Consider the following 24,678-nt stretch of genomic DNA (forward strand, 5'->3'; position numbering starts at 1 on the left):
TTTGAAAATGATTCTATTCATTCTCAAATGACCAAATTAGACCTTTTAATTTTCAAATTTTCAAATTAAATAAACTTATGTATCCTCCTCACTTAGTAGCTCCGATGAAAGAAGATCTGACGAGCGTAGGATTTCAACAACTGACAACTGGCGCTGAAGTAGACGATTTTATGGCCAACGCTAAAGGCACTTCTTTGGTGGTTGTAAATTCGGTTTGTGGCTGTGCAGCGGGTGCTTGTCGCCCAGGTGTAAAAGCGGCTTTGGCTTTTAGTGACTTAAAGCCTGACAATCTCGTAACTGTATTTGCGGGCGTAGACCAAGAAGCTACTGCCAAAATGCGCGAGTATTTGTTGCCATATCCTCCTTCTTCGCCTTCTATTGCGATTTTTAAGGACGACGAGCTGGTTCATTTCATTGAACGTCACCACATTGAGGGTCGCAATGCCAAAATGATTGCTGAGCACTTAGTAATGGCTTTTGAAGAGTTTTGTGGCGAAAAAGCCTAAGACTTTACATCAGTTTTAAGAGGCAGTTTTCTATCAGAAAGCTGCCTCTTACTGTTAAAATATCTTGATGTCTTGTCCCTGGTGGCGACACAAAACCGCATAAGCATTGGGCTTGACACGATAAAATGGAGAGTTTTTTAGGAAAAAAACTTTGGTTTTGTAAATCAATCGTTGTTTCCAATCTTTCATCATAAAATCCACTACTTCATCACTCAAAAACATGAAGGCTTCATCCAAAATCTCAAAGCCCTCCGATTTTAACAAAAACTTGAACAAAGCGGGTGTATAAATATTGATATGCCCGTAAGACAAAAAATGTTCGATTTTTTGATCTACAAACAAACTAAAATCAATCGGGATTTCGAAAAATTGGTACGTAGAAACGCGAGCAATCTCCCTTAACAAAATCCGTGGATGCTCTACATGCTCTATCACATGTGAGCAGGTCGCCAGCGGAAAGGTTTTGTCAGCATAAGGAATCGAATACCCATCAAATAGCTTTACTTCTTTAAGAGAATTAAGCTGTCGTGAGTTGATTTTTTCGATGCCGCTATTGGAGATTTCGACGGCAGATAGCTCTTTGACAAAATGATGCCTATCTAATTCGGTAAGCACTGCGCCATCGCCTGCTCCTACGTCGAGAAGCTTGTTAAAGTTATGTTTTTTACATAACTTGATGATGTTTTCGGCTTTTTGGCGAGCGCCTATATCGCGCCAGCGTGTGTCGGCTTGAGCATACTGCTGATCATACACACTCTTTAAGTTAGAAGAGATTTCGGATTGATTCATAACGATACGAAGTGGTTAATAACCTAAGAAGCTGCTAAGAAAGGCAATATACCTCAACTATAGTTAACTCAATGATAAAAATAGATATATAGCTTATTTTGTAGGACGTTCTCCAAACTTCTGAGGAATTTTCGGTGTTGAGCAGAAGCGGAGATTCTTATTAAGTTACATCTTAATCCCCAATTTTATTATGTTAGGTCATCGTTTTTCAGAATTTAAACCTACCCAACAAAGCGGCAAAAGTAAATTTGACGAATTGTTCAATGTTTTTCAGCAGTTGTTGCTGATGACCTCAGGCGATGTGTCGCAAGCGATGGCTTGGATGAGTCAATTGGATCGGCAGTATAACCTTACCAATGACCAATATGGGATTGGCGATTTCTTTGAGGATTTGAAGCGCAAGGGCTACATCACCGAAGAAAATGAAGAAGGAAAAGTAGTGATGACTCCTAAAAGCGAACGAAGTATTAGACGAAGTGCTTTAGAAGAGATTTTTGGTAAACTCAAGCGCTCCAAAGCGGGGGGCAATCATCATACGCCTTATACTGGCACGGGCGATGAACTTAGCAGTGATGTACGTGACTTTCAGTTTGGAGATACACTTGAGCAAATTTCGATGACCGAATCCATCAAAAATGCCCAAATCAATCATGGCATTGGAGACTTTTTTTTGCTAGAAAAAGATTTAGAAGTTGTAGAAAAAGAGCAAAAAACCAACACCTCTACCGTCTTAATGATCGATGTGAGCCACTCGATGATTTTGTATGGAGAAGACCGTATCACCCCTGCTAAAAAGGTGGCGTTGGCAATGGCAGAGCTTATCAAAACTAAATACCCAAAAGATACACTAGATATTATTGTGTTTGGAAATGATGCTTGGCAGATTCAACTCAAAGATTTGCCCTATCTGGAAGTAGGGCCTTACCACACCAATACCGTGGCGGGACTGGAGCTGGCGATGGATTTGCTACGGCGTCGTAAAACCAAAAACAAGCAGATTTTTATGATTACTGATGGCAAACCTACGTGCTTAAAAGAAGGGCTTAGATATTATAAAAATAGTTTTGGGCTTGATCGAAAAATCGTGAGTAAAACCCTTACGCTTGCAGCGCAGTGTCGTCGCCTAGAAATTCCAATCACGACCTTTATGATTGCTTCTGACCCTTACTTAAAACAATTTGTTCAGGAGTTTACGAGAGTTAACAATGGTCGGGCATATTATAGCAATTTGCAGGGCTTAGGAGGGTTTGTGCTGGAAGATTTCCAACGTAATCGTCGTAAAAATTTAAAGTAAAAAATATTTGAGAGCAGAGTAAATCATTGATAATGACTAAAAAAAGTATATTTAAGATTGCCTTAGGGCTATTGTTTTTCATAGAACTAAAGGCACAGGTTTATAAAACGCCTCTTATTGAAGTAGAGCCAATCAGTGCAAATATTTACGTTCATCGTTCTTTTTTATTTACGCGCGTATGGGGAAAGGTACCGTGCAATGGCATGATTTATATCCAAAATGGAGAAGCGATTGTGTTTGACACTCCTGTCAACGATTCAGCTTCGGTGGCGTTGTTTAAATGGGTTGAACTCGAAGCCAAGGCGAAGGTAAAGGCGGTGGTTATCAATCATTTTCATGAAGATTGTTTGGGGGGGCTTCGAGTATTTCATGATAGAGGAGTGCCCTCCTATTCCTCTACTCTAACGCAGCAGTTTGCCCAAAAAGATACTGTTGGTAAGCCTGAAATTCCTCAACACGGTTTTGAAAAAGAATTGATATTGACATTGGGCAACCAAAAAGTCATTAATACTTACTGGGGCAAGGGCCACACTTCCGACAATATCACAAGTTATATTCCAAACGAAGAGGTATTGTTTGGAGGGTGTTTAATCAAAGAGATTGGAGCCAAAAAGGGAAATTTGGCCGATGCTACAGTAGGAGATTGGGGCGCTACTGTAGCCCGTATCAAGCAGCAGTATTCTTCCCTAAAAACCGTAGTGCCAGGGCATGGAAAGTACGGAGATATGAGCTTGTTGGATTATACAATCAAGTTGTTTCAAGAATAAATACAGCAGTCTTCTATTGCTTACAACCTAACTTTACTAATGCTCATTAGAAAATCTACCTTAGAGGATCTTCATTCAATCCAATACTTGTACCAAACTGTTGCCCGGATATCGGGTGGGATTGCCCGCAAAGAACACGAAATCACGGAGGTATATATCCAAAACTTTTTAACCAAAAGCTTGGCCAATGGTTGTTCTATCGTAGCAGAAGAAAAAGGGCAAATTGTGGCCGAAGTACACACTTATTCTTTAGGTATTGAGTGTTTTAAGCATATGTTGGGAGATACTACTATTTGTGTGCATCCTGATTTTCAGGGGAAAGGGCTAGGGAAAAAAGTCTTTACGGCTTTGCTCGATTATGTTATGCAGGAGCGAAAAGATATTTTACGTATTGAGCTTCATGCACGTTCAAGCAATCCTAAGGCGATTGAACTTTACAAAAAAATAGGATTCAAAGAAGAAGGTAGAGCAGAAGGGAGGGTGCTTGACCCCGACGGAACTATCGTAGCCGATGTGCCCATGGGATGGCTCAATCCAGCATTTTCGGGTGTCACCAGAATTACCGTTTGATAAATTAGAATAGAGCTTAATAGAAATTTTTGTTAACTTTAAATAAAAGTTTTTCTCACACCTTTTTATCTATTATCTTATGGTAAACACACTTTTTCCTTCTCCGGTTTTTTTACGGTCAGCGGCGATTTGCCTTCTCATGACAGTTGTTTTTTCTTGTAGTAAAAAAGACGACCCAACGGCCGGTGGGCCCTTGGTGGGCAATTGGAAGTTGAGCGCACTATTAATAAAAGAAGACAATGAGCCCGAAGAAGATATTCTGCCTCTTTTTGCACTTTTTGGTACTTGTTTTTCAGACATGATTTTTACTTTCAAATCAGATGGTGTATTTTCCACAAACAATCCTCCAAGTTGTATTACTGAGGATACAGAAATAGAAGGGCTTAACGGTACTACCAAATGGGAGGTCTCAGGAAGTAAACTCAAGTTTACGGATAAAGATAATGAGGTGACGGAGTTCGATTATACGGTAGATAGTGATACTTTTTCGATGTCACAGACCATAATGGAGCCAGACCCCGATAATCCTTCGGTCAATATTAAAGTGATTACTACCTACAAATTTAAAAAAGTATAGTAATGAGTATTGAGCGGCCTTGTTATGGTGTGGCGTCACAGGATAACAAGGCCGCTCGGTTGTTTTAGGATAATACTTTTTCTTCTATGGCTACTGAGCTGGTGATAAACTCAGTTAGGTGGCGGTTGAGTTGAGGCCATTCGGTATAAAAAAAGCCATGAGGGGCCTCTTCATAGGAAATCAATTGTGAGCCTGCTATACCTTGGTGCATGGCTTTGGCAGTGAGTTCAAATGGAACAGTTTTGTCGCCTGTACCATGAATAATAAGCGTAGGAACATCAATTGTGGCGAGGTCTTCTCGCAAGTCGGCCTGACTGAAAGTGAGAATACAGTTTACAAAGGCTCTTGGCGACGATTTCATTCCTAGACCATGAAACCAATCTAGCAATTGGCTGCTCAAAGGGGTATTGAGAAGATTGACTCCAAAAAAATCTTTGCTGAATGATTCCATAAAAGTAGCACGATCTTGGATGGCATTTTCAATCATTTCGTCGAATACTTCTTTATCAATACCTTCTTCAAAATCAGGTGTTTTTAACATTTTAGGGGCAGCGGCTCCCAGCAAAACTAACTTGGCGATACGGCGGCTTCCGTGTCGACTTATGTAGCGAATGGCTTCGGCACCTCCCATTGAAAAACCTATCAAAGTAATCTCTTCTAAGCTGAGGGCTTCAAAAACTGCTTCTAGGTCATCAGCCAAAGTATCGTAATCATAGCCTGACCAAGGCTTATCGGATTGTCCAAAGCCGCGGCGGTCAATCAAAATACACCGAAAATCGTTACCAAGTTGATTGATTTGATATTCAAACATTTCGTGGCTTAGTGGCCATCCGTGCAAAAAAACGACCGTTGGGCCGTGACCCCAATCTTCTACGTGGAGATTTACATTGGGGGCTGTTTGTATCATGGGCATAGCGAAAGAAAGTTAAGCTAAGAAATAGCCTTAGCAAGTGATAAAATAAGCTCTTTCTTGAATCGCTAAAAGAATCGTACCTTACAATTTTAGGAAAAAAAATCCCCAACTTATCTGCGAAGGTGGGGATGAAAATGGGCTTTTAGAATATTTTTCTTTGTGGGTCAAAACCTTCTAAGTACTCACTGACTCGCTTAACAAACATCCCTCCCAGAGCGCCGTCTACCACTCTATGATCATATGAGTGAGAGATATACATCATACTTCTGATACCAATTACGTCACCTTGTGGGGTTTCGATGACCACGGGACGCTTTTGGATAGCCCCAAAAGCCATGATGGCTACTTGCGGTTGGAGGATGATAGGAGTTCCCATGATGTTACCAAAAGTTCCGATGTTGGAAACGGTGTAGGTACCACCGGCTAGATCGTCGGCAGTGAGCTTGTTTTGGCGAGCTCGATTGGCAAGGTCGTTTACTTTTTTGGCTAAACCAATCAAACTATACTGGTCGGCATTGTGGATTACAGGTACAATCAGATTCCCACTAGGCAATGCCACCGCCATACCAATATTGATGTCTCTTTTCTTAAGGATGTTGTCGCCTTCTACCGAAATATTAATAAGCGGGAAGTCTTTGATTGCTTTCACTACTGCTTCAATAAGCAGCGGTGTAAAAGTGATTCCTTCTCCAGTTTGGCGTTTGAAATCGTCTTTGATTTGATTGCGCCACAAAACAATGTTGGTCATGTCGGTTTCTACAAACGACGACACATGGGGTGAAATACGTTTGGATTCGATCATGCGCTCGGCGATGAGACGGCGCATTCGGTCCATAGGTATGATTTCTACCGCACCTGAGTCAGAAGTTTTGATAGGAGTGACCGTTGGCGAGGGCGCGGTAGGCTTTTGGGTTGGAGCAGAAGGTGTTTGTTTTTTCTGTTCCAAATACCTGAGAATATCTTTTTTTGTAACCCTATTTTCGGCACCTGTTCCTTCGATTTGGTCGAGTTCTTGGGCAGAGAGTCCTTCGGTTTTGGCGATGTTTAATACCAATGGAGAATAAAATCGCCCTGTAGCTTTAGCACCTGATTCAGTAAAACTTGAGGTAAGTGCGCTCGAAACTTCATGAAACTGGCGCTCTAGTTCGATTACTTCTTCTTCGCCGTCACTAGGCGCGGGGGCATCAGAAGGGGGGGCTATAGGGAGAAGGGATGAAGTCTCAATTTTGATTACGGTCTGACCAATAGGAACTACATCTCCCTCTTTGACAAGGATTTCGGTAATTACGCCACTAAAAGGGGAAGGCACTTCGGTGTCTACTTTGTCGGTGGCTACTTCCAATACCGAATCATCGGCTGATACCGAATCACCTACTTGTTTTAGGATATTGATGATGGTACACTCCATGATGCTCTCACCCATGCGAGGCATCACCATTTCTGCTATTGCCATTGGTATTTAATTAAGAATGATTAAACTACTCTATATACCCAACATTTGTTTACGTAATAAATTCAATAAATAAACGCTGGTAAATTGAATGTTTTGTTCGCGAAATTTTCCTAACTGAAGTTTTTGGGTTACGGTATTGTCAGGACCCGCCACCGCAATCCAAATAGTACCTACTGGTTTTTCGTCGCTGCCCCCGTCAGGGCCTGCGATACCACTTGCCGAAATACCATAGGTAGTTTGGAGACGCTGACGCACTCCTTCAGCCATTTGTATGACTGTCTGCTCGCTTACAGCACCCACAGTAGCTAGTGTATCGGGACTCACGCCTAGTTGGTGTATCTTGACGTCGTTGCTATAACTTACTATTCCTCCCATAAAATACTGAGAAGAACCGGGTATTTTGGTGATAAGATGAGATACGTAGCCACCGGTACAGCTTTCGGCAGTAGCTACGGTTTGGCCTCGTTCTTTGAGTAATTTACCCACCACAGTTTCGATTTCATCGTCATCGTATCCATACACAAAATGGGCGATGAGAGGCATTACTTTGTCTACTTCTGTTTGCGTATCTTTTTGGAGCTGAGAGAGGTCAGTGCCAGTAGCTGTGAGGCGTAAGCGTACTTGTCCAAAACTAGGTAAATAGGCAAGTTTGATATGAGAGGGTAGGGCATCTTCCCAAGCTTCTATGCGCTCGGCTAAGAAAGACTCCCCAATGCCAATGGTGCGTAGCATTTTGTGATGAATGACCGCTGTTTTAAAAAACGACTGTAATTTTGGCAAAATAGCATGACTCATAAGGCTTTTCATTTCAAAAGGCACACCCGGCATCGAAACAAAAACTTTGCCGTTGCGTTCAAACCACATCCCAGGAGCAGTACCCCAATTATTGGGAATGTATGTACTGTTTTTAGGAAGAGCGGCTTGTTGACGATTGAGTTCTGTCATGGGGCGACCTCTCTTTACAAAAAATGAGGTCACCAATGCCAACGCTTCTTCATTGATATATAGCTCAGTATCAAAATATTTGCAAAGAGTAGTTTTGGTGATATCGTCTTTGGTGGGGCCAAGTCCGCCTGTGATTAAGATGACGTCCGCTCTCTTTTCGGCTTCGGCGAGAATTTCCAAAATACTATCTTCATTGTCGCCCACGGAAGATTTGCGAATGGTTCGGATGCCAATATTGGTGAGTTCTGTACTTATCCATTGCGTATTTGTATCGGTGATTTGTCCAAACAATATTTCGTCTCCAATCGTAATTACTTCAGCTTTGACCATGGTTAATAAATTTTTTTCAAAGTTAGACAAAATTCTGTTTTGGCATGAACGTTGTTCTTTTACAATCTATTTTCTTAGTAATATGTTTGTGACTTCTTTACAAATTAGTTGTCTTACTTACACACCTACTTAAATCAAATGTTACGTATCATGAAAAAATCTGCGTTTTTTACGGGTCTTATTACTCTTATTTCTCTTCAAATTTTTGCCCAAGACAATAAGCCTGGCGGTCTTGGAGGGCTGCTAAACAAAGCAGGACAAGTACTTACGGGGCAAAACACCGCCGATGGTCTCACCAATGATGATATCATAAAAGGACTAAAAGAAGCCTTGCAGGTAGGTATTTCCAATGGCTCCGCCAAAGCTTCGGCGGTGGATGGCTATTTTAAAAATTCGCTGATTAAAATCGCATTTCCGCCCGATGTACAGCGCGTAGAAGCAAGACTTCGTCAAATGGGATTTGGCAAAGAGGTGGATAGATTTGTGCTTTCGCTCAACCGTGCTGCCGAAGATGCCGCCAAAAAATCAAAACCTATTTTTGTGAAAGCCATCACCTCTATGACGATTCAAGACGCGTTGGGGATTTTGAAGGGAGACTCTACGGCCGCAACGGGCTACTTGCAGCGTACCACCAATGAGGAGTTGTACAAGCAGTTTTATCCCGTAGTAGATAGTACGCTTAAGCTCAACAACGCTACCAAATACTATGCCGATTTGGTCAACACGTACAACAAAATTCCTTTGGTACAAAAGGTGAATCCTGACCTTAAGCAGTATGCTACGCAAAAAGCGATTGACGGGCTGTTTGTGTTGGTAGCTCAAGAAGAACGCAAAATCCGTAAAGATCCTGTGGCGCGAGTCAATGACATACTACAAAAAGTATTTGGATCAAAATAACGTATAGTATTTCAGTTGGGTAGCGTATTATCCAAAAAACTAAACAAGGAATTGAATTTGGCCTTATATACTCCCCCCAATTCAATTTCCTTGTTTTCTAAATAGACCTTTCGCTTGTCAAAACCCATGATTTTTTGAATGTTGACTACAAAAGAGCGATGAATACGTAAAAATAATTTATTAGGGAGTTGTTTTTCTAGGGATATTAACATGGAATTGGCGATGAGAACCTTTCCGTTGTCCTGAAATATTTTGGAGTACATTCCGTAAGCTTCTATGTATTGAATAGTGTCAAAGTGCACTATTTCCATTCGTCGTCCTGACTTAACCAAAATTTCAGAGGGAAATACAATACTGTGCTGGGTAACATTAGCTTTGATTGCTCTGAAAAAAGCCTTCGAAAATTGGGGCACGTTTAAGGGTTTGATTAGGTAATCGGTAGCACCTATTTCAAATGCTTTTAAGGCCTCTTTGTCGCTATCAGAAATGACAATAATTGTTGCCATATTAGAAAGAATACCCAATTCGTTGAAGTGAGGAAGAGAAGCATCCAATAGTACTACATCAACAGCGTGTACCTTAAGGAGCTTTGTCATTTCCTTGAATGTGAGACAATTAATCGCAATCGAAAAAAAAGGTAGTTCATCTACAAAGCTGATAATTTGTTGACTCAACTCGTAACTGCCTACCACTAGATATTTAATCTGTTTTCTCATCTTTGTGGGGTGTTAGGGCGGTTGTAAAGTTATTCCAATTAGTCAATTTATTTGCCAATTAGTCAATAGAAATTTATGCCCCCCCTTTTTTGGTTAAGCATTTTTATGGACAAACTTGACTAACGTATAATGAAGTACGAATGTAATCAGCTTGTGAGAGTAAACAATCTAAAAGTATAATTGAGTGGTGATTCGTTGTTTATGTTGACTTGGGGGGATGTGGCTCAACTTGTACTTTGGCTTCAACACAAAATACAGATTGCTAAACTGTATTCTATGAATATTCTTCTAACAACGTATTTTAGATAAGCTTTGAAATTATGGATGATTGATTGTCCGCTACTATAGCATAGGGTTAGGAGCTTATATGTTGTTTGATATAGAAAATAAGCGACGTAGTTGGCTTTTTGGAATATTTTGATGAGGCTTTGTGTAATAAATATACCTGTAATTTAAAGGGGGAAAGTGTGGTTTGGTATGCTCAAATGGAATATTCGTTGAGTTATATCAGCTATTCATATGTTTTGTTTGTCATATTGATAATATGGCTTGGAAGTTGATATGTAATTGAGAAGAGTTGAAAGGGTGTGTGTAATTGATTGATAGTTAGTGATTTGATTTTTATAATTTATCGAATCAGTAAAATTTTATATAAGCGAATTAGTTGAATCAATTCATTTTAAAAACATGCCCTAATTATATTCAATGAAATCTTTATTTTTTGATATACTAAAGCGACTTGGATTTTTGTTCTTTAGGGTGCTTTGTACGAAAGGGATAGAAGTTGTATTTTTAAACAGCATATTTATAGTATTTGTGGTGGGTTGTAGCACAGATTCTACAGACAAGGATAGTGCTATATCTACAAGCCCAAAATCCATTCCTTTATGCAGAAGTGGAGGTGTTCTGCTGGCTTCTATTGCTGATTTACCAGCCCCCCAATTTCGTAAAGAGATAGGAAACAGTCATTTGGAGATAACTACCGCTAGCCAAGAAGCACAAAAATGGTTTGATCAAGGATTGAATCATCTCCACGGATTTTGGCATTTGGAAGCTTATAGGGCTTTTCAACAAGTAATAAAGCTAGATACCAACTGTGCCATGGGGTATTGGGGAATGGCTATGTGCCAACCCGGTTTTGGCGGTGACAATCAACCTTGGGTAGAGGCGATTGACAAAGCAAAATATCTTCAACAGCCTATTTCAGGTTTTGAAAAAGACCTGATTCATGCCTCAGAGGTAATGATTAAAGAGGGAATTGGTAATAAAGCCGTCGAAGCATTTAGGAATTTGTATAAAACCTATCCAGACGAACCTGAGGCGATTGCGTTTGCGGCCATCATATTGCGTCAATATGATAATGAAGCGACTCAATTGGAAGTGAAAAGTTTGTTAGAAAAATCTCTTCGGCGCTTTCCAGACCAAGTTTCGCTTATGCATTACTATGTACATGTAATGGAGCTACGGACTGAATTTGAAAAAGCAAAGCCAGTTGCAGAAAAAATGGCAAAATTAGCTCCTAACTCTCCCCACCTCGTGCACATGCCGGGGCATTTGTATTATCTATCGGGAGCCTATGAAAAGGCTATTGGAGCATACCAATCCACTAAAAAACAAGAGAATGAATATCATTTGGCGGAAAAAATCCCCTTTTCCGCCAATCAAAACTATATCCATAACCTGCACTTTTTGGCCGTAGCACAAGCCGAAATGGCAGACTATAAAGGAGCGCTGCAAACTGCTACTACCATTGCAAATCTTACGCTTAGTGGTGCATTTCCAAACGAAGGTGCAGGCCAGATGATTCATTATGAGGGACGCATATTGCCTGCGTTAGTTCATATTCGATTTAGAAAATGGCCCCAAGCCGTGACGCATATTGATAAACTATTGCATTCGCTTGATCAGCCTATAGTTAGTCCATTTGTTCAAAAATACTTTCAAGTAATGCGCCTCTATTGCCTTGGTATGGAGGCTATTACAAACAACCAAATGCAGGAAGCTATTGGGTATGGAGGTGAATTAAGCCAACTCATGACTCAATTTGAACAAGAGGGACAAAACCAGCAACATACTTCAGAATTTAAAAGTATCAATGAAACCTATGATATTATGAGTGTAGCGCGCTATGAATTAGCAGGATGGATAGATAATATGGATAAAACGCAGTCTTTCAATGAAACTGCTTGGAGCGAAGCAAGTAGACTTCAGAATGCTATTAAATACGATGAACCACCGCGATTGATGTACCCTATTGAGGAAAGTAGGGCCCGATTGCACCTTTATCGGGGCGAGCAAGAGCCATATCATGTAGCCAAACAAGTAGCATTATCAAAAAGACCCAAAAGTAGAATAATACAATCTATCTAGTAAAATCCTATCTTATACATACATTATGAGAACTAAAATACCCTTCCAGAGGCATGCAAAAACAGGAGCTGGCTCGCTGTTTTTTCTGGTGATGTTGAATATACTAGTTTATATTCCCTCTTATGCCCGCAAGCCTATCAAAAAAGCAGCTATTACACTAGCTAATCCAAGCTGTTATGTTGATTGGAATGCGTCGAGCAACAAAACCACCATTACTATTTCTTCTGAAATAACGACAGGAGGAGGAGCATTGACAGCTCTTAAAGATGGTGATGCTAGTACCAATGGTTTTTGGTTTACAAATAGTCAGGCCATTGCCAACAAAGAAGTATTGAAGTTTGTGTTTCCTTCTGCTGCCATTATCAATGGTATAGAGATTGTCACTAATACACCTCTCAACAATAACGCGACTTATCGTATTGAAGGAAGTAATAATGGTACAGACTGGACGGATTTGACAGGAACGCTCACCTTTTCATCGACAGCTACGGCGCCAGTATACGGAGCAAGCGGCAACTCCCGTAAATTTCCAATTGCTGGAAACACAACGCCTTATTTGCAGTATCGTATTTATGGGATTTCGGGTACTACAGCCAACAACTGGACGCATGAACTCTATTTTGGGAGCCCTACCTTGACTTTGGGTTTGTCGGATATTGATAATAACTATGGATCAAATACGAGTATCACGACCGACGACCAAATCACATTTAAGCTGAATCCACAAGGGGGGACGGGTACTTATGCAGTAGCCGTATCGAGCGGCTCGGTTACTCCTACCACAGGTACTTATGGCACCACTACATCATTTTCTCTTCAACCTGGCTCAGCGGGTGCTGGAAATGTAACCCTTACTCTTACAAACACAACTAGCAATTGTGACCTTAGCGCCACCATCGTTGACCCAGGTGTGACTCCATTTGTAGATACAGACGGGGATGGACTAGGAAATAAAGTAGATCTTGACGACGATAACGACGGCATTCTGGATACCGTAGAAGATGCCTATTGTGCTGCTATTAATTACAATACAAACCTCACCAATAAAGCCAAAATCAAGCTTTCTACGACAGCCACTGTTACGGGGAGTATTGATGTATTATTGGACGGAAATGTAGCAAACAATTCTTTTTACTATACAGGCGCTACGCAGGCAGTGGCTAATAAAACGTATGTAAAGATAGATTTTCTCAAACCCACCTTGCTGAAGGGGTTTGAGTTGGCAGTAGGTGCCTATGTATTTGCTAACGGAACAGTCATGAAAGTCCAAGGTAGTAACGATGGGAGTACGTGGACTGATTTGTTGACCTCTACTCGCACCGCAACTGTAGCCGCTTGTGCATATGGGACCTGTGATAATGCAGAAACATTCAATTTTTCTTCTAATACTACATCGTATAAATCATACCGTTTGTATGGTGTTTCCGGAACTTCTCGCCAATCACCTTGGATCAATGAGTTATTTGTTCATATAGAAGCGGCTTCCTTGTGTGATTTTGATGGAGATGGTATTGCCAATAGTTTAGATTTGGATTCCGACAACGATGGTATTCCTGATAACGTAGAAGCACAACCTACCTTGACATACATAGCATCTAATGCTGATAATGCGCCCACCTATCTTACCAATAATGGGGTAAATTCGGCGTATTTGGGTGGACTCACTCCCCCCGATACCGACGGAGATGGTTGCGAAGATTTTTTGGATACCGATTCAGACGGAGATTTAGAGTTGGATAAGAATGAATCGGGGCTAACTTTCAACGGAGTCCCTGGTCTGAATGGCTTGGATAGTGGCTCCGAAACAGCCGATACCTATGAGGACGTCAACGGAATCGTGGATAGTCCCAAAAACATATTGTCAAGTACAAACCCTGGAGTTGGAGAAGCAAAATATCGTGAAATACCTCCCCTAAAGCGTACAATCACAGTGTGTTATAAGTCAGGGCTCCAGTATGGGATTGGAGGTGGTGACCGAAATAACGCGGCCGACAAATTACTAAATGCAGCTAATTTTAGTTTGACAGGGACTTCTACATTTACATTTAAAATGGTTGCATTTTCAACGGCTTTTACCAAGTCAGGGCTAGAGGCTCAAGGTTGCCAAATTGTGGATCTCGGAATTAGTAATACTGATGCAGGTTCAGCCTCTACCCATGGTACCTATACTGATACAGAAGAAAATGAACTAATTGCTTGGACTACAGCCTCAAAAAGCAATATGATTTTAGCGTTTCAAGGGTATGCCACCCGTCTGGGAGGCTCTGGGTATGTGGGTAGTGGTAACAACACCAATCCCAATTCATTGACCACACTTGGCCAAAAAATTATAGAAGGACCTTTTGGTACAGTTGCTAGTTTTAATCAAGGAGGTGGTTTTCAAGGAGCATACGACCAAATCCCCACTACTAGCTGTGTACTTGTACAAGATAATAGCACCACAAAAAGAAACACGGGCGTTTTGGATAAGCTAACAGGCGATGTATATCTGGCTGATGTAGGGTTAATTGGTGAAACAGGAGGTCTAACCACTGGTAATGCCATTACTAGCAATACCGACAAGTTTTTTGCCAACTTGTACCATTCCTTAGCGAAACTAGTTGTATATGCTCCCAACGATCCTTGTACTTATTTTGAATGTGCAGCGGGTGAACATGCCCCTACATTGAGTACTACTTCGATTTCGGGGTCAGGAACGGTCAATCTTAATAGCATTACTACCTCCAATTTACCTTCAGGCACTTCACTCACTTGGCATACAGCTACGCCTGCAACTAGTGACAATAAGATTGCCAATCCTTCAGCCTATCCTGTGCCTGGTACAGTTTATGCGGCTTTCCACGACAGTGCCTTGGATTGTTATTCTGGTGGAGGAGCAGCTACTACTGCAGTGGTGGTGTCGGCGGCACTTCCACAGGCTAATTTGAGTGTAGCGGTGACGGCTCCTACGTCTAAAACTGGAGCAAAGGGACAACAACTTACCTATACCGTAACCCTAACAAATGCAGGCCCCGCTACCGCTACCAATGTAGTAGTAGATGTCCCTATTCCTACGTCTGCGGTTACATTACTTTCGGCTTCTGCTGGTGCAGGCACTTACAACTCCCTTACTCATGAATGGAGTGTACCTAGTCTAGCGGTAGGAAGTACTACGCTCACCTTCACCGTAAAAGTTAATTAATCTTACCTCTTCCTTTCACAATATAAAAACGATGAAAAACTTTATCTCTATTATCGTAATAGCTCTAGGGCTTGTGTGTGGAATTGGTTCCACTCGTGGGTATGCTCAATGCGGTTCGCCTTCAGTTCTTACCAAATGGGATTTCAATTCCAAAACAGTTCAATGTAATGGAGCCACTGCCAAGCCAAAAGACCTTTTAACACCTACTTTTTCTAAAAACGTATACACCTACTGTCCCAATGTCAATAATGGTTGTGGAGCGGGATTGTTGGGTTCGGTTGGTTTTTTAAATAGTACGGCGTTTGCAAATGGGCTTTGTTTGTCAAATTTTTATAATTCAACCTATATCAAAAGTGTAGGAGGAGCTGCCTATGACCCAGCAAGTACTACCTTTAATCCAGATGCTCCCATAAACCTTAAAATAACCTACAAAAGTACCATTGGAAAGGCAGGATGCCTCAGTGATTTTAGCCTTACTGTTCTTCAAAAGCAATTCAACGGTTCTACGGTTAACTTTGAAAAACAAGCCGTTGCAGTCAAAAGAAATGGAGTAGTGGTTTACAACCAAATGCAAAATATCTTGGCCAGCAATGTCAATGGAACTCCCTTAACTTTTGCTTTTACTGGAGATGATTTTTGCTGGGACGGCTCTACTGAGGTCACGTTTGAGATTGTTTTTGGATTGGTAAAACAACTAACCAAACAAGATTTTCCGGGAAGCCCCTCTACTACAGGATATGATGACATAACCCTCAAAGGTACCTGTGGCAGTAGTCCTACTCCTGTAGCTACAATCGCAGCAGCTACCTGTACTGGAAGCAATGTCAACAGCGACGGCAAAATTACGCTTAGCAATTTTGGAGCAACAGATAAGTATGATTATACCACAGGAAGTACTTATACTGGCAGTAAAACTTATGCCACTGCCACAACAATTCCGCCGGGTGGTGTCATTGTTAATAACCTAGCCAATCCCGTTTCATCAACTGTATATACGGTACGCGTATTTACTTCTGCGGGATGTACGACTGATTTAAACGTAACACTTACTCCTACTACTTGCGCTCAACCAAGCTGTACTGCCCCCACAGCTTTAGTTACATCTACACTTGCTACTTGCAATGGCACTAGTCCAAACTACGATGCCAGCATTGTGGTTTCTAATGTTAGCAATGGGGATAAAGTGGCCCTTTCATTAGGAACAGCTTATACGGGGGGAGGGTATGCAAGTGCAAATACCCTGACGGGAGGAGCTTTTACTTTTACTAATTTGGCAAATCCAATTAGCAGCCAAAACTACGTAGTTAGGGTTTTTAATGGTAACACTGCTTGCTTTCACGACTATGCTGTTGTGGTGAATGAAAAAGACTGTGGTTGTAAAAGAATCGCTGTTCAGATTAAGTCTTCTGACCAAGCTGACCCCAACTCAACCCCCAACAATGGTAATACCTCAGAAGATGATTTTGCAACGTACGAAGTATGTAAAGATACAACCTATATTGACCTTAAACTGACAGAAGTAGTAGCACCTAATTCTGGCACAACGTGTCCTGTCAATACACCCTTTGTGTGGACGTTTACACTTACTAACGAAGGTACCATGACTGCGACCGATATTCAGGTGGCTAATAATTTGCCAGAAGACTTGAAGATTATTTCATCTACTGCTACTTCTGGCACTTTTGGCGCCAATACGGGATGGCTAATACCTAGTCTGGCTCCCAATAGCTCCATTACACTTACCATCACAACGGTTGCGCCAAAGGCAGGTAGCTATCAGACTTGTGCATGGGTCAATGGCGCTGCTCCGCTCAATGATATTGACTCTTCACCCGACAACGATTATACCGCCAACGAAGATGACGACGATTGTGCGAGTATTACTGTCACAGGGCCTAACGTTCCAACCATCGCCAAAGAGTTTAGCCCAATGGCAGCCAAGCCAGGCACGCCCATTCGATTGACTCTTAAAATAACTAACAACGAGACAACGCCCATTACGTTGACATCGACTTTTACGGATTATCTACCTAGCAGTCCGGCTGCAATGACCATTTCTGCTACGCCTAATGTAAACGTAAACAATGGAGTACCAGTGATTGCGGCAGCGGGTAGTAATCTGATTTTTATTCCCAACGGAACGACCTTGCCTGTGGGAACCACCCAAATTCAGGTAGATGTAATAGCTCCGGCAGAAGGTACCTACTGCAATGTTATTTTACCAAATGCCTTGCAGACAAGCTCTTGTAGTAATATTGATACGGTGCAGGCATGTGTGTTATTAAAAAGTGATTTTGTCGCGGCTCCACTTATCAAAAAATCGTTTTTGCCTGCTATGGTAGAAACCAATCAAAATAGTGTGTTGACCATTACTATCGAAAACCGTAATGACAATCCAATTACTTTATTACAAGACTTAAAAGACTATTTACCAGCAGGTGTAGTGTTGGCAGGGGCTGCGTCAGGTACTTGTACTACCATTAGTACTTTTGGAAGTACCGATGAGGTAGGATTGACTTCTGGCTCGGTGCTTGCTCCTGGCTCCTGTACTATTTCGGTTCCGGTAAAAAGTGCAACGGCCGGAGATTATTGCAATCAAATTCCGATGAATGCCTTGGTAGGTCAGGTAAGTAATGGTTCCATTATGGTCATGTCGGGCAATGAAGATGTAGCCGAAGCTTGCTTAAAAGTAGTACCCGACCCTATTTTTGATTTGGCACTTCGTAAGACATTGGCCGCTGGACAGGATTCTATCGTGTCGTTGGGGGCTACGGTCAACTACAATATCCGCGTCTTCAATCAAGGAACAGTAGATGCCACAGCCGTGCAAATCACCGATTATATCCCAACAGGAATGAGCTTATCAGCAAGTTCACAATGGACCGTCACGGGTAGTAGGGCCACCTTAGTCACGCCATTACCATTACTAAAAGCAGGACATGATACAACCCTCACTATCAGCTTGAAAGTAGAAAATAATGCTACTAGTGAACTGATTAACCGTGCTGAAGTAAGTGCTGCCTCGGGAGGAACTGACATTGACAGTACGCCCGATAATGATTCCACTAATGATACGGGAGGGAAGGCTCGAACCCCAAGCGATGATTCTATTTTTGGAAATGGTACTGGAGCTCCCAATGATTCAAATGGACTCACCGATGAAGATGATGCCGACCCGGCTGCTGTACGGGTTGGAAATATATGCGACGCTGCAAAAATGGCGGTTGGTGTGGTGTTGGCACCTCAAAGTATTAGAACACAGAATGACATTGTAACCGTCACATTTGGGGTAGTCAATAATGGCCCAACACCATTATCTAATGTCACTTTTGAAGGCTCTTATAAACTCTTTAAAGGAAGTGTAGGGGCACCTACTGTGCTATCAGTGACCAAAAGTGGAGATGTTAACAACGACGGCATTATGCAACCCCAAGAAGCGTGGCTATTTACCGCTACTTTGACCAATCTTCCGTATCGGCCTGGTGATGTATTCCTAGTTTGTGGCTTAGCCAAAGCTTTGTGTGGTACTGATACTGTTAAAGCGGGTGGTGCTGACTTACTATTTACGGCTGGGGTAAATATGGATGTTGAGATTACAAATGATTGTGTCAAACCCGGAGAATTGATTGATGTAAATTTGATAGCACGCTTATTAATAGACGAAGACGTGGCGCTGAATCCTGGTAGTATTACCGTGGGGGAAACTGTCATTACTTTGCCAAAACGTCGTTTTGAGGCGCGCAACATGCGTATCACTTCCCCATTGCTCAATGGTGGTGTGGCTTTTGATCCTTTCAATCCGCCAGTGGGACTTACCATCGAAACCGTAGCCGACCAAGGTGGGGCTGATGGAGGGCGCAATACCTCCAATATACTTGATGAAAGTGAACCTGTGAATACCGCTCGCAAGCCATGCAGTGCATTGGGTCAGAATGATGCCAACTGTGACTTCCCTGATTGGGTATTTAAGGTGAAGATTCAAGTCCCGGTCAATTACACAGGCGACTCCTTCATTGTGGAGGCAGCCGATCAATTTGACTTGTATGAAGCGATCGAAGACCCAGCAGGAAGTGGTACTTATACGGCTTTTAGTAGTTTGGGAGTTGCGACTGAATCTGATAAAGATACTGTTTCTATCAAACCCAATGCCGGCCCTGACCAGACATTGGTATGTACCGACGGTAGCTTACCTGCTACACTTCAGTTGGTAGGTACACCTGCTGGAGGTAGTTGGGCAGCCAAAGCTGGCAACCCCGCAGGAATGAGCGTCAATGGTTCGGGATTGGTAACCATTACCAATGCAACAGCCCAAGGCAAAAGTTTTGAGTTTGTGTACACACTCAATGGCTGTACTGATACCATCTCTATTACGGCACCGGTTTGTGCGCCAGCGTGTACCAAGCCGATTGCAATTGCCAGTCCTAAAACCCAGACAATTTGTGTAGGAAGTCCAGCTATCGCATATGTCGCAACACCAAGCTCTGGTGTAGAATACAAGTGGTACGGACCATTGGCTGATACGACTACTTCGTTTGGCACGGCCATCGTTGGTCAAACCACTGCTAGTTTTACGCCTACAGGCACAGCAATCTCAACTGCTGGAACAAAATACTTTGCGGTGATTGTCAATACCACCGGCAATACTGCCTGCTCCGATACGGCGTTTGTGAAGTTGGTAGTCAATGCAAAACTAACTCCAATTACGTTTACGCCAGCTAGTATTTGTGTTGGCACAAACATAAATTATCCAAATCCGTCGGGTACTACAGGAGCGTGGACTGGCCCAGGAGTAACCGATAATGGTTCTGGAGCCTCAGTCAATATAGCCAATGCCTTGACTCAACTTTCTGCCACTCCTCCTAAGAAGTTTTATATATATTATACCCAAAGCTCCAATGGCTGTACACAAGTCGATAGTGCCGAAATATTGGTACAACCGCGGCCTATCGTCACCATTACGGGGCCCACTGCTACAGGCGCTACAGTGGTATGTAAAGACGAGCTGCCAGTGAGTTTTACTGCTACACCAACAGGCGGTACTTTTGACATACCTCAAGGCTTACCCGTAGGTGCAGTTACTCATAGCGGTAATGTCCTGACTCTCAATCCTGGCCACAACATCGCAAGCCTAACCTTTAGCTATAGCTACACAGATTCGGGTACGGAATGTACGGGTACAGATAGTCATGTTGTCACTGTCAATCCAAAACCCAATGCCGGTAGCAATCAAGCACCTAGTTGTGTAGGTACAACGCCGATTACTACAGTCAACTTAGCTGCAACGGCCACCACTGGAGGTATATGGAGTCAAGTAGCTAGTAATCCTTCGGGAGCGACTATCACAACTCCTTCAAGTGCCACCTCTAGTGTGACAGGCTTGAATCCTGGTATATACCGCTTTGTCTGGACTGCGGCGACGGGGTGTGCGGATACTGTTCAAATTACGATTCCGAATTGTGTTAAGGGAAGTTTGGGAGATTATGTGTGGAAAGATGTCAACGACAATGGGATTCAAGGTGATGCTGAAGATACTCCTGTGCAGGGTGTGATTCTTGAACTTTATAAGAATGGCTTGGCTACTGGAATCAAAGATACAACTGATAGCAACGGTAAATATTTGTTCACCATTGCCGATTCGGCTAGTTATCAGGTCAAAATCCTGACGTCGAGTTTGCCAGCCGGATGTTTGATTTCATCAAAACAAAATGTTGGAGCTGATGACAAAGATTCAGATTTTGACCCAACTACGGGGCTTTCTGATGAGGTAACGGTCAATCCGCTCAACCCTGCCAAACGGAACGTATTGACAGTAGATGCAGCCCTTGTTACACCTTGTACAGCCCCTGTATGGACAATCACCTCAAGTCCTCAATGTGCTCCTAATCAGCAAACCTACAGTGTTACGTTCACTATTACAGGACAAACAGGGACGCTCAAAGCCAATGGAATTGTACTGACGGGCGGTAATCCATATACGGTATCAGTAGCTAGTGGCGTAAATATAACACTGACCGACAGTCTATCGTCTGTTTGTCGTTTTGATACTACAATTGTAGCTCCTTTCTGTGGATGTCCTATCTCAGAACCTGTAGCGATAGCACCGAGTGTGTCTGTTTGCGAAGGGCAGGCACTGCCGCCGTTGGTCGTAACTGTAGCTACAGGAGCTACTGCCAACTGGTATGCAAGTCAAACGGGAGGGGTAGCTTTGGCTTCCAACACGCTAACTTACCAACCTTCCAAGGCTGGAATCTATTGGGTAGAAGCAGTAGTAGAAGGGGGACAAGGATGCGTGAGTGTGCGCCGTACGCCTGTATCTCTTATCATTATCCCCAATAATTGTATTCCGTTTGTGGTTAGAAAATTGAAAAAATAACCGTCTTAGATTGCCCCTAGCATGGGTGAGGTAGTTTTAATGAAGAGATACCAATTCAAGGCTTTTCATTACTACTTCGCCCATGCTGCGGCATTTTAAAAAACCATTGTTTTTGTAATGCTGAGCAAGTTCTTGTTTAAGTTGCTCAACATTGCGTGGCGGAGAAATAGGATCTTCTACCATTATTTTCATGAGGTCTTGTACACGTTTGCCTTCTACTCTGATACGCCCTGCTATGAGGGAGCGCTCTTCTTTTTGGTATTGTATCACACTTTCAAAAGTCAAGTATTTGATACCGAGTTCTATAATGGCGTTGTTTTGTTTGAAATATTGAGGCAAATACACCGCCTTTTTGCCTTCGTACGATTGCTGGTCGAAGTCAATCGAGCGAATACGGTAGTAAATCTCTTCAAAGTCAGGCGTGATATCTACTACAAAATTGCTAGAGTGCATATCGCCTAGTAGTCTCACAAAGCAGCGTTCGTTGAATTTGACAAATTCTTTACAAAAGCGAATGATGTTGAGGTTGGGTTCGTGTAAGTAATTTTTGATAAACATATCACCCGGCACTCCCGCAATATGCTCTTCGACGAGTGTATTGTCGCTAGTGAGATAGCTGATGCGATTGGGAGATAAAATATGCTCTAACTCAAGCCCATAGATGCGCGAAGCATCGGCATTTTTGATGTAGAAATAATCGAAATTGTCGTTGACTTTATTGACAATCCTGACCCGAAAAGGCTTGGAATTGCCGTATGAGCACAAATCTACCCTATCTACATATAAGTGCTTCATAACCGACAAATCACCATCAGCTTTGAGATCAGCATAAATGGTTTTGAGGGCATGATATACCTCTTCTATTTCGCTAGGAGGATAAAAAACCGTTTCCCAAAGGGTGTCATTCCCGTTTTTGTCATAAAGCGGAATGGCATTGTCATAGCGAAGCAAGTTGCTATAATCAATCGGTAGCGAGACTTCTCGATTGTAGTTTTCTAGATAGCCACGCAAACAGGTATTGATTCTAAACGGAATTTTTTTGTTGGAAATGAAGGCCATAACATTCCTATGCGACAAATTTTAAGCGCAAGGTAATGCTAAATCCCTACTTATTCTGTTTTTGATATAACTTATAAAAAGGCTCAATATCGTTTATGCCAATGCGTCTAGCTATAATTTTATGGGTTTTATCTATGACATAAATTGTTGGGGTGGTTTTGACATCATAATCTTTGCTATAATTTACATTTCGAGATACTACAGCCCCGTATCCATTTGTGAAGTCTTGCCATTGGTAATCATTGATGAATTTGAGCCAATCAGCTTCGCTTTCTTCGGTTGAAATAGGCATGATGCTGATACTTTCGTTTTTGTGAGAATCATAAAATGCTTTTAGTTTGGGGGCAGCTTCTTTGCAATGCCCACAAGAAGGAAGATAGAAAAAGATGATATTGAAGTCTTTATTTAATTCATGTATAAAATTAAACTTACCTTTTGTATTCAGTACCCCAAGGTCTGGTATTGTTTTGTCTACTAAAAGAGGTTTGAGGGTGTGCGTTTTTTTAATAAAATTATAGTAGAGCGTAGATCTGTCAATTATGTTGATGTGTTTTGTTGGAAAATACTTTTTTGCCATGTATACAAATCCCCCACCATTCAGAGTTTGTTTTATAAACAAAAAACTTCCCTATTTTGGGAAGTTTTTGTATCACGATACCCTACTTATAGAAATAATTTATCAAAGGATGTTTCTTCTTTTAATGTTTAAAAAAGGTAAAAATTATTTAGGTTTTTTAAACATTATTTTGCTGCCTCTGCCCTTTTTTTGACTTCTATTTCTGAGAGTTAAATTTAGGACAAACCGTAACTCATCAAGCACCACTGATAGCCTAAATAGCTATTAGTAGAGTATTGAAATTGGAAAATTTATACCATTTTTGAATTGTGAATGAAGAGCATATTCATTAATAATTGCATAGTCTTAAACACTAACTTTATTCCTTTTCAAGAAAGATTCTCTATATTTTTTAGCAGATATATTGTAGTTTTCTTTGAATATTTTAGAGAAATAAGACAAACTGCCAAAGCCGCAATTAAAAGCTATAGACTCAATACTTTTGTCAGTATTTAATAATAACAAATCAGCTTTTTTAAGTCTATGCATTTTTATTAACTCTCTAAAAGAAAGGTTGTAATACTTTTTGATTTGCCGTTGGAGTGTAGATACACTCATATCCATCGCTTCGGCCACCTCAGCAATAGTAGTATTTGAGTCAGTATAAAAAAAATTCATTTTCTTTTCTAAGTTCTTCAAAAATTCGTTCTCATTATGAAGAGATATATTATTTTGATAGAGGGGGTTTTTAAATAAAGTATTGCTAGCAAAAGTATTATTTTCTATTCTTTGTAAAAAATCTTCTACCTCTAATTTTTTTGAAGAATTAGCATCTTTGTCGGTATAGGTGTTATCCCCTTTTCTATTATGGAAAAGGGATTCAATAGGTAAAAAAATGACAGGTATCATGAATCTGTCTTTTTTCTGTTGAATTTTACAGAAAAATAAAAATATATCTTTCACTGCAATCCTAGTATCACAAATAATTATATCAGGATTGACATTTGGAAGCATGTTTAGGGCATCATTCACATTCAAAGCAATTTCCCATTGATAAGAATTAGAGCTACATGAGCTTATCACTTCTCTTAAAATTTCCTTATTTTCTTGAACTAATAATAGCTTTTTCATAACTATATAATAACAAAATATTTCAAATAAAAATTCAGTAGATATAATAAAAATCAAATTTCCATTAAACAATAATTAGCATCATTGTTTAATTTTACACTTACAGAAAATATAGTTCTATAAAGATAAAAAGGCTTAATAAGCAGTTTTTGCTTTTTATGTATCTCTTTTTTATATCCTATTCAAGTAGCGTATACAAACTACATTATAGTAAATATACGTATATTGTTCTTCTAGCTAAATCCTAACAC

Annotated in this window: 17 protein-coding genes; 9 read left to right on the plus strand and 8 right to left on the minus strand. The window is 41.2% G+C overall.

Annotated features, from left to right (window positions below):
- Positions 1-77: 77 nt before the first annotated feature.
- The gene (locus tag P1X15_RS13640) at positions 78-506 is read left to right on the plus strand and encodes a BrxA/BrxB family bacilliredoxin (RefSeq protein WP_277338681.1); all 429 of its coding nucleotides are present in this window, start codon (positions 78-80) and stop codon (positions 504-506) included.
- Positions 507-560: 54 nt separating this feature from the next.
- On the opposite strand, the gene P1X15_RS13645 is transcribed toward P1X15_RS13640, so the two are convergent.
- Positions 561-1,295: a class I SAM-dependent methyltransferase gene (locus tag P1X15_RS13645; RefSeq protein ID WP_277338682.1), complete on the minus strand. Its 735-nt coding sequence runs from the start codon at positions 1,293-1,295 to the stop codon at positions 561-563.
- 190 nt (positions 1,296-1,485) lie between these two features.
- Between P1X15_RS13645 and P1X15_RS13650 the strand changes: the two genes are divergently transcribed.
- From P1X15_RS13650 to P1X15_RS13665, 4 genes are all read left to right on the plus strand, one after another.
- Positions 1,486-2,589, plus strand: coding sequence for a VWA domain-containing protein (locus P1X15_RS13650; RefSeq protein ID WP_277338683.1), 1,104 nt, complete (start codon positions 1,486-1,488; stop codon positions 2,587-2,589).
- A gap of 32 nt (positions 2,590-2,621) precedes the next feature.
- Entirely contained in the window at positions 2,622-3,356 is a 735-nt protein-coding gene (gene bla / locus P1X15_RS13655) for a subclass B1 metallo-beta-lactamase (RefSeq protein WP_277338684.1), read from the plus strand.
- A 39-nt stretch (positions 3,357-3,395) separates the two neighbouring features.
- Positions 3,396-3,926, plus strand: a complete 531-nt coding sequence (locus tag P1X15_RS13660) for a GNAT family N-acetyltransferase (protein ID WP_277338685.1) — start codon at positions 3,396-3,398, stop codon at positions 3,924-3,926.
- Between the two features lie 79 nt (positions 3,927-4,005).
- Positions 4,006-4,503: a lipocalin family protein gene (locus P1X15_RS13665; RefSeq protein ID WP_277338686.1), complete on the plus strand. Its 498-nt coding sequence runs from the start codon at positions 4,006-4,008 to the stop codon at positions 4,501-4,503.
- Between the two features lie 64 nt (positions 4,504-4,567).
- Here P1X15_RS13665 and P1X15_RS13670 read toward each other — a convergent pair whose 3' ends face one another.
- The 3 genes from P1X15_RS13670 to P1X15_RS13680 all read right to left on the minus strand — a co-directional run bounded on the left by P1X15_RS13670 (position 4,568) and on the right by P1X15_RS13680 (position 8,144).
- Positions 4,568-5,416 (minus strand): alpha/beta fold hydrolase, encoded by an 849-nt coding sequence (locus P1X15_RS13670; RefSeq protein ID WP_277338687.1) that lies wholly within the window; start codon positions 5,414-5,416, stop codon positions 4,568-4,570.
- A 142-nt stretch (positions 5,417-5,558) separates the two neighbouring features.
- On the minus strand, positions 5,559-6,869 hold the full coding sequence (locus P1X15_RS13675) for a dihydrolipoamide acetyltransferase family protein (RefSeq protein ID WP_277338688.1): 1,311 nt from the start codon (positions 6,867-6,869) through the stop codon (positions 5,559-5,561).
- Between the two features lie 30 nt (positions 6,870-6,899).
- The gene (locus tag P1X15_RS13680) at positions 6,900-8,144 is read right to left on the minus strand and encodes a competence/damage-inducible protein A (RefSeq protein WP_277338689.1); all 1,245 of its coding nucleotides are present in this window, start codon (positions 8,142-8,144) and stop codon (positions 6,900-6,902) included.
- Between the two features lie 147 nt (positions 8,145-8,291).
- Here P1X15_RS13680 and P1X15_RS13685 point away from each other — a divergent pair, with 147 nt between their 5' ends.
- Complete coding sequence (locus tag P1X15_RS13685; protein WP_409049686.1) at positions 8,292-9,041, plus strand: DUF4197 domain-containing protein; 750 nt, start codon at positions 8,292-8,294, stop codon at positions 9,039-9,041.
- Positions 9,042-9,052: 11 nt separating this feature from the next.
- Here P1X15_RS13685 and P1X15_RS13690 read toward each other — a convergent pair whose 3' ends face one another.
- Positions 9,053-9,757, minus strand: a complete 705-nt coding sequence (locus P1X15_RS13690; protein ID WP_277338691.1) for a LytTR family DNA-binding domain-containing protein — start codon at positions 9,755-9,757, stop codon at positions 9,053-9,055.
- Positions 9,758-10,462: 705 nt separating this feature from the next.
- On the opposite strand from P1X15_RS13690, the gene P1X15_RS13695 reads away from it, so the two are divergent.
- From P1X15_RS13695 to P1X15_RS13705, 3 genes are read left to right on the plus strand one after another with little or no spacing between them, the layout of a single operon-like run.
- On the plus strand, positions 10,463-12,127 hold the full coding sequence (locus tag P1X15_RS13695) for a hypothetical protein (protein WP_277338692.1): 1,665 nt from the start codon (positions 10,463-10,465) through the stop codon (positions 12,125-12,127).
- 25 nt (positions 12,128-12,152) lie between these two features.
- The gene (locus P1X15_RS13700; protein ID WP_277338693.1) at positions 12,153-15,308 is read left to right on the plus strand and encodes a hypothetical protein; all 3,156 of its coding nucleotides are present in this window, start codon (positions 12,153-12,155) and stop codon (positions 15,306-15,308) included.
- A 31-nt stretch (positions 15,309-15,339) separates the two neighbouring features.
- Complete coding sequence (locus tag P1X15_RS13705; protein ID WP_277338694.1) at positions 15,340-21,681, plus strand: SdrD B-like domain-containing protein; 6,342 nt, start codon at positions 15,340-15,342, stop codon at positions 21,679-21,681.
- A gap of 36 nt (positions 21,682-21,717) precedes the next feature.
- Here P1X15_RS13705 and P1X15_RS13710 read toward each other — a convergent pair whose 3' ends face one another.
- The 3 genes from P1X15_RS13710 to P1X15_RS13720 all read right to left on the minus strand — a co-directional run bounded on the left by P1X15_RS13710 (position 21,718) and on the right by P1X15_RS13720 (position 24,427).
- Complete coding sequence (locus tag P1X15_RS13710) at positions 21,718-22,740, minus strand: hypothetical protein (protein ID WP_277338695.1); 1,023 nt, start codon at positions 22,738-22,740, stop codon at positions 21,718-21,720.
- Between the two features lie 46 nt (positions 22,741-22,786).
- Positions 22,787-23,359 carry a TlpA disulfide reductase family protein gene (locus P1X15_RS13715; RefSeq protein ID WP_277338696.1) on the minus strand — a complete coding sequence of 191 codons (573 nt, stop codon included), beginning with the start codon at positions 23,357-23,359 and terminating at the stop codon, positions 22,787-22,789.
- 303 nt (positions 23,360-23,662) lie between these two features.
- A complete protein-coding gene (locus P1X15_RS13720) occupies positions 23,663-24,427 on the minus strand; it encodes a helix-turn-helix domain-containing protein (protein WP_277338697.1) in 765 nt (254 codons plus the stop codon).
- Positions 24,428-24,678: the final 251 nt, after the last annotated feature.

The organism is Runella sp. MFBS21, from assembly GCF_029433105.1.
Classification (GTDB): domain Bacteria; phylum Bacteroidota; class Bacteroidia; order Cytophagales; family Spirosomataceae; genus Runella.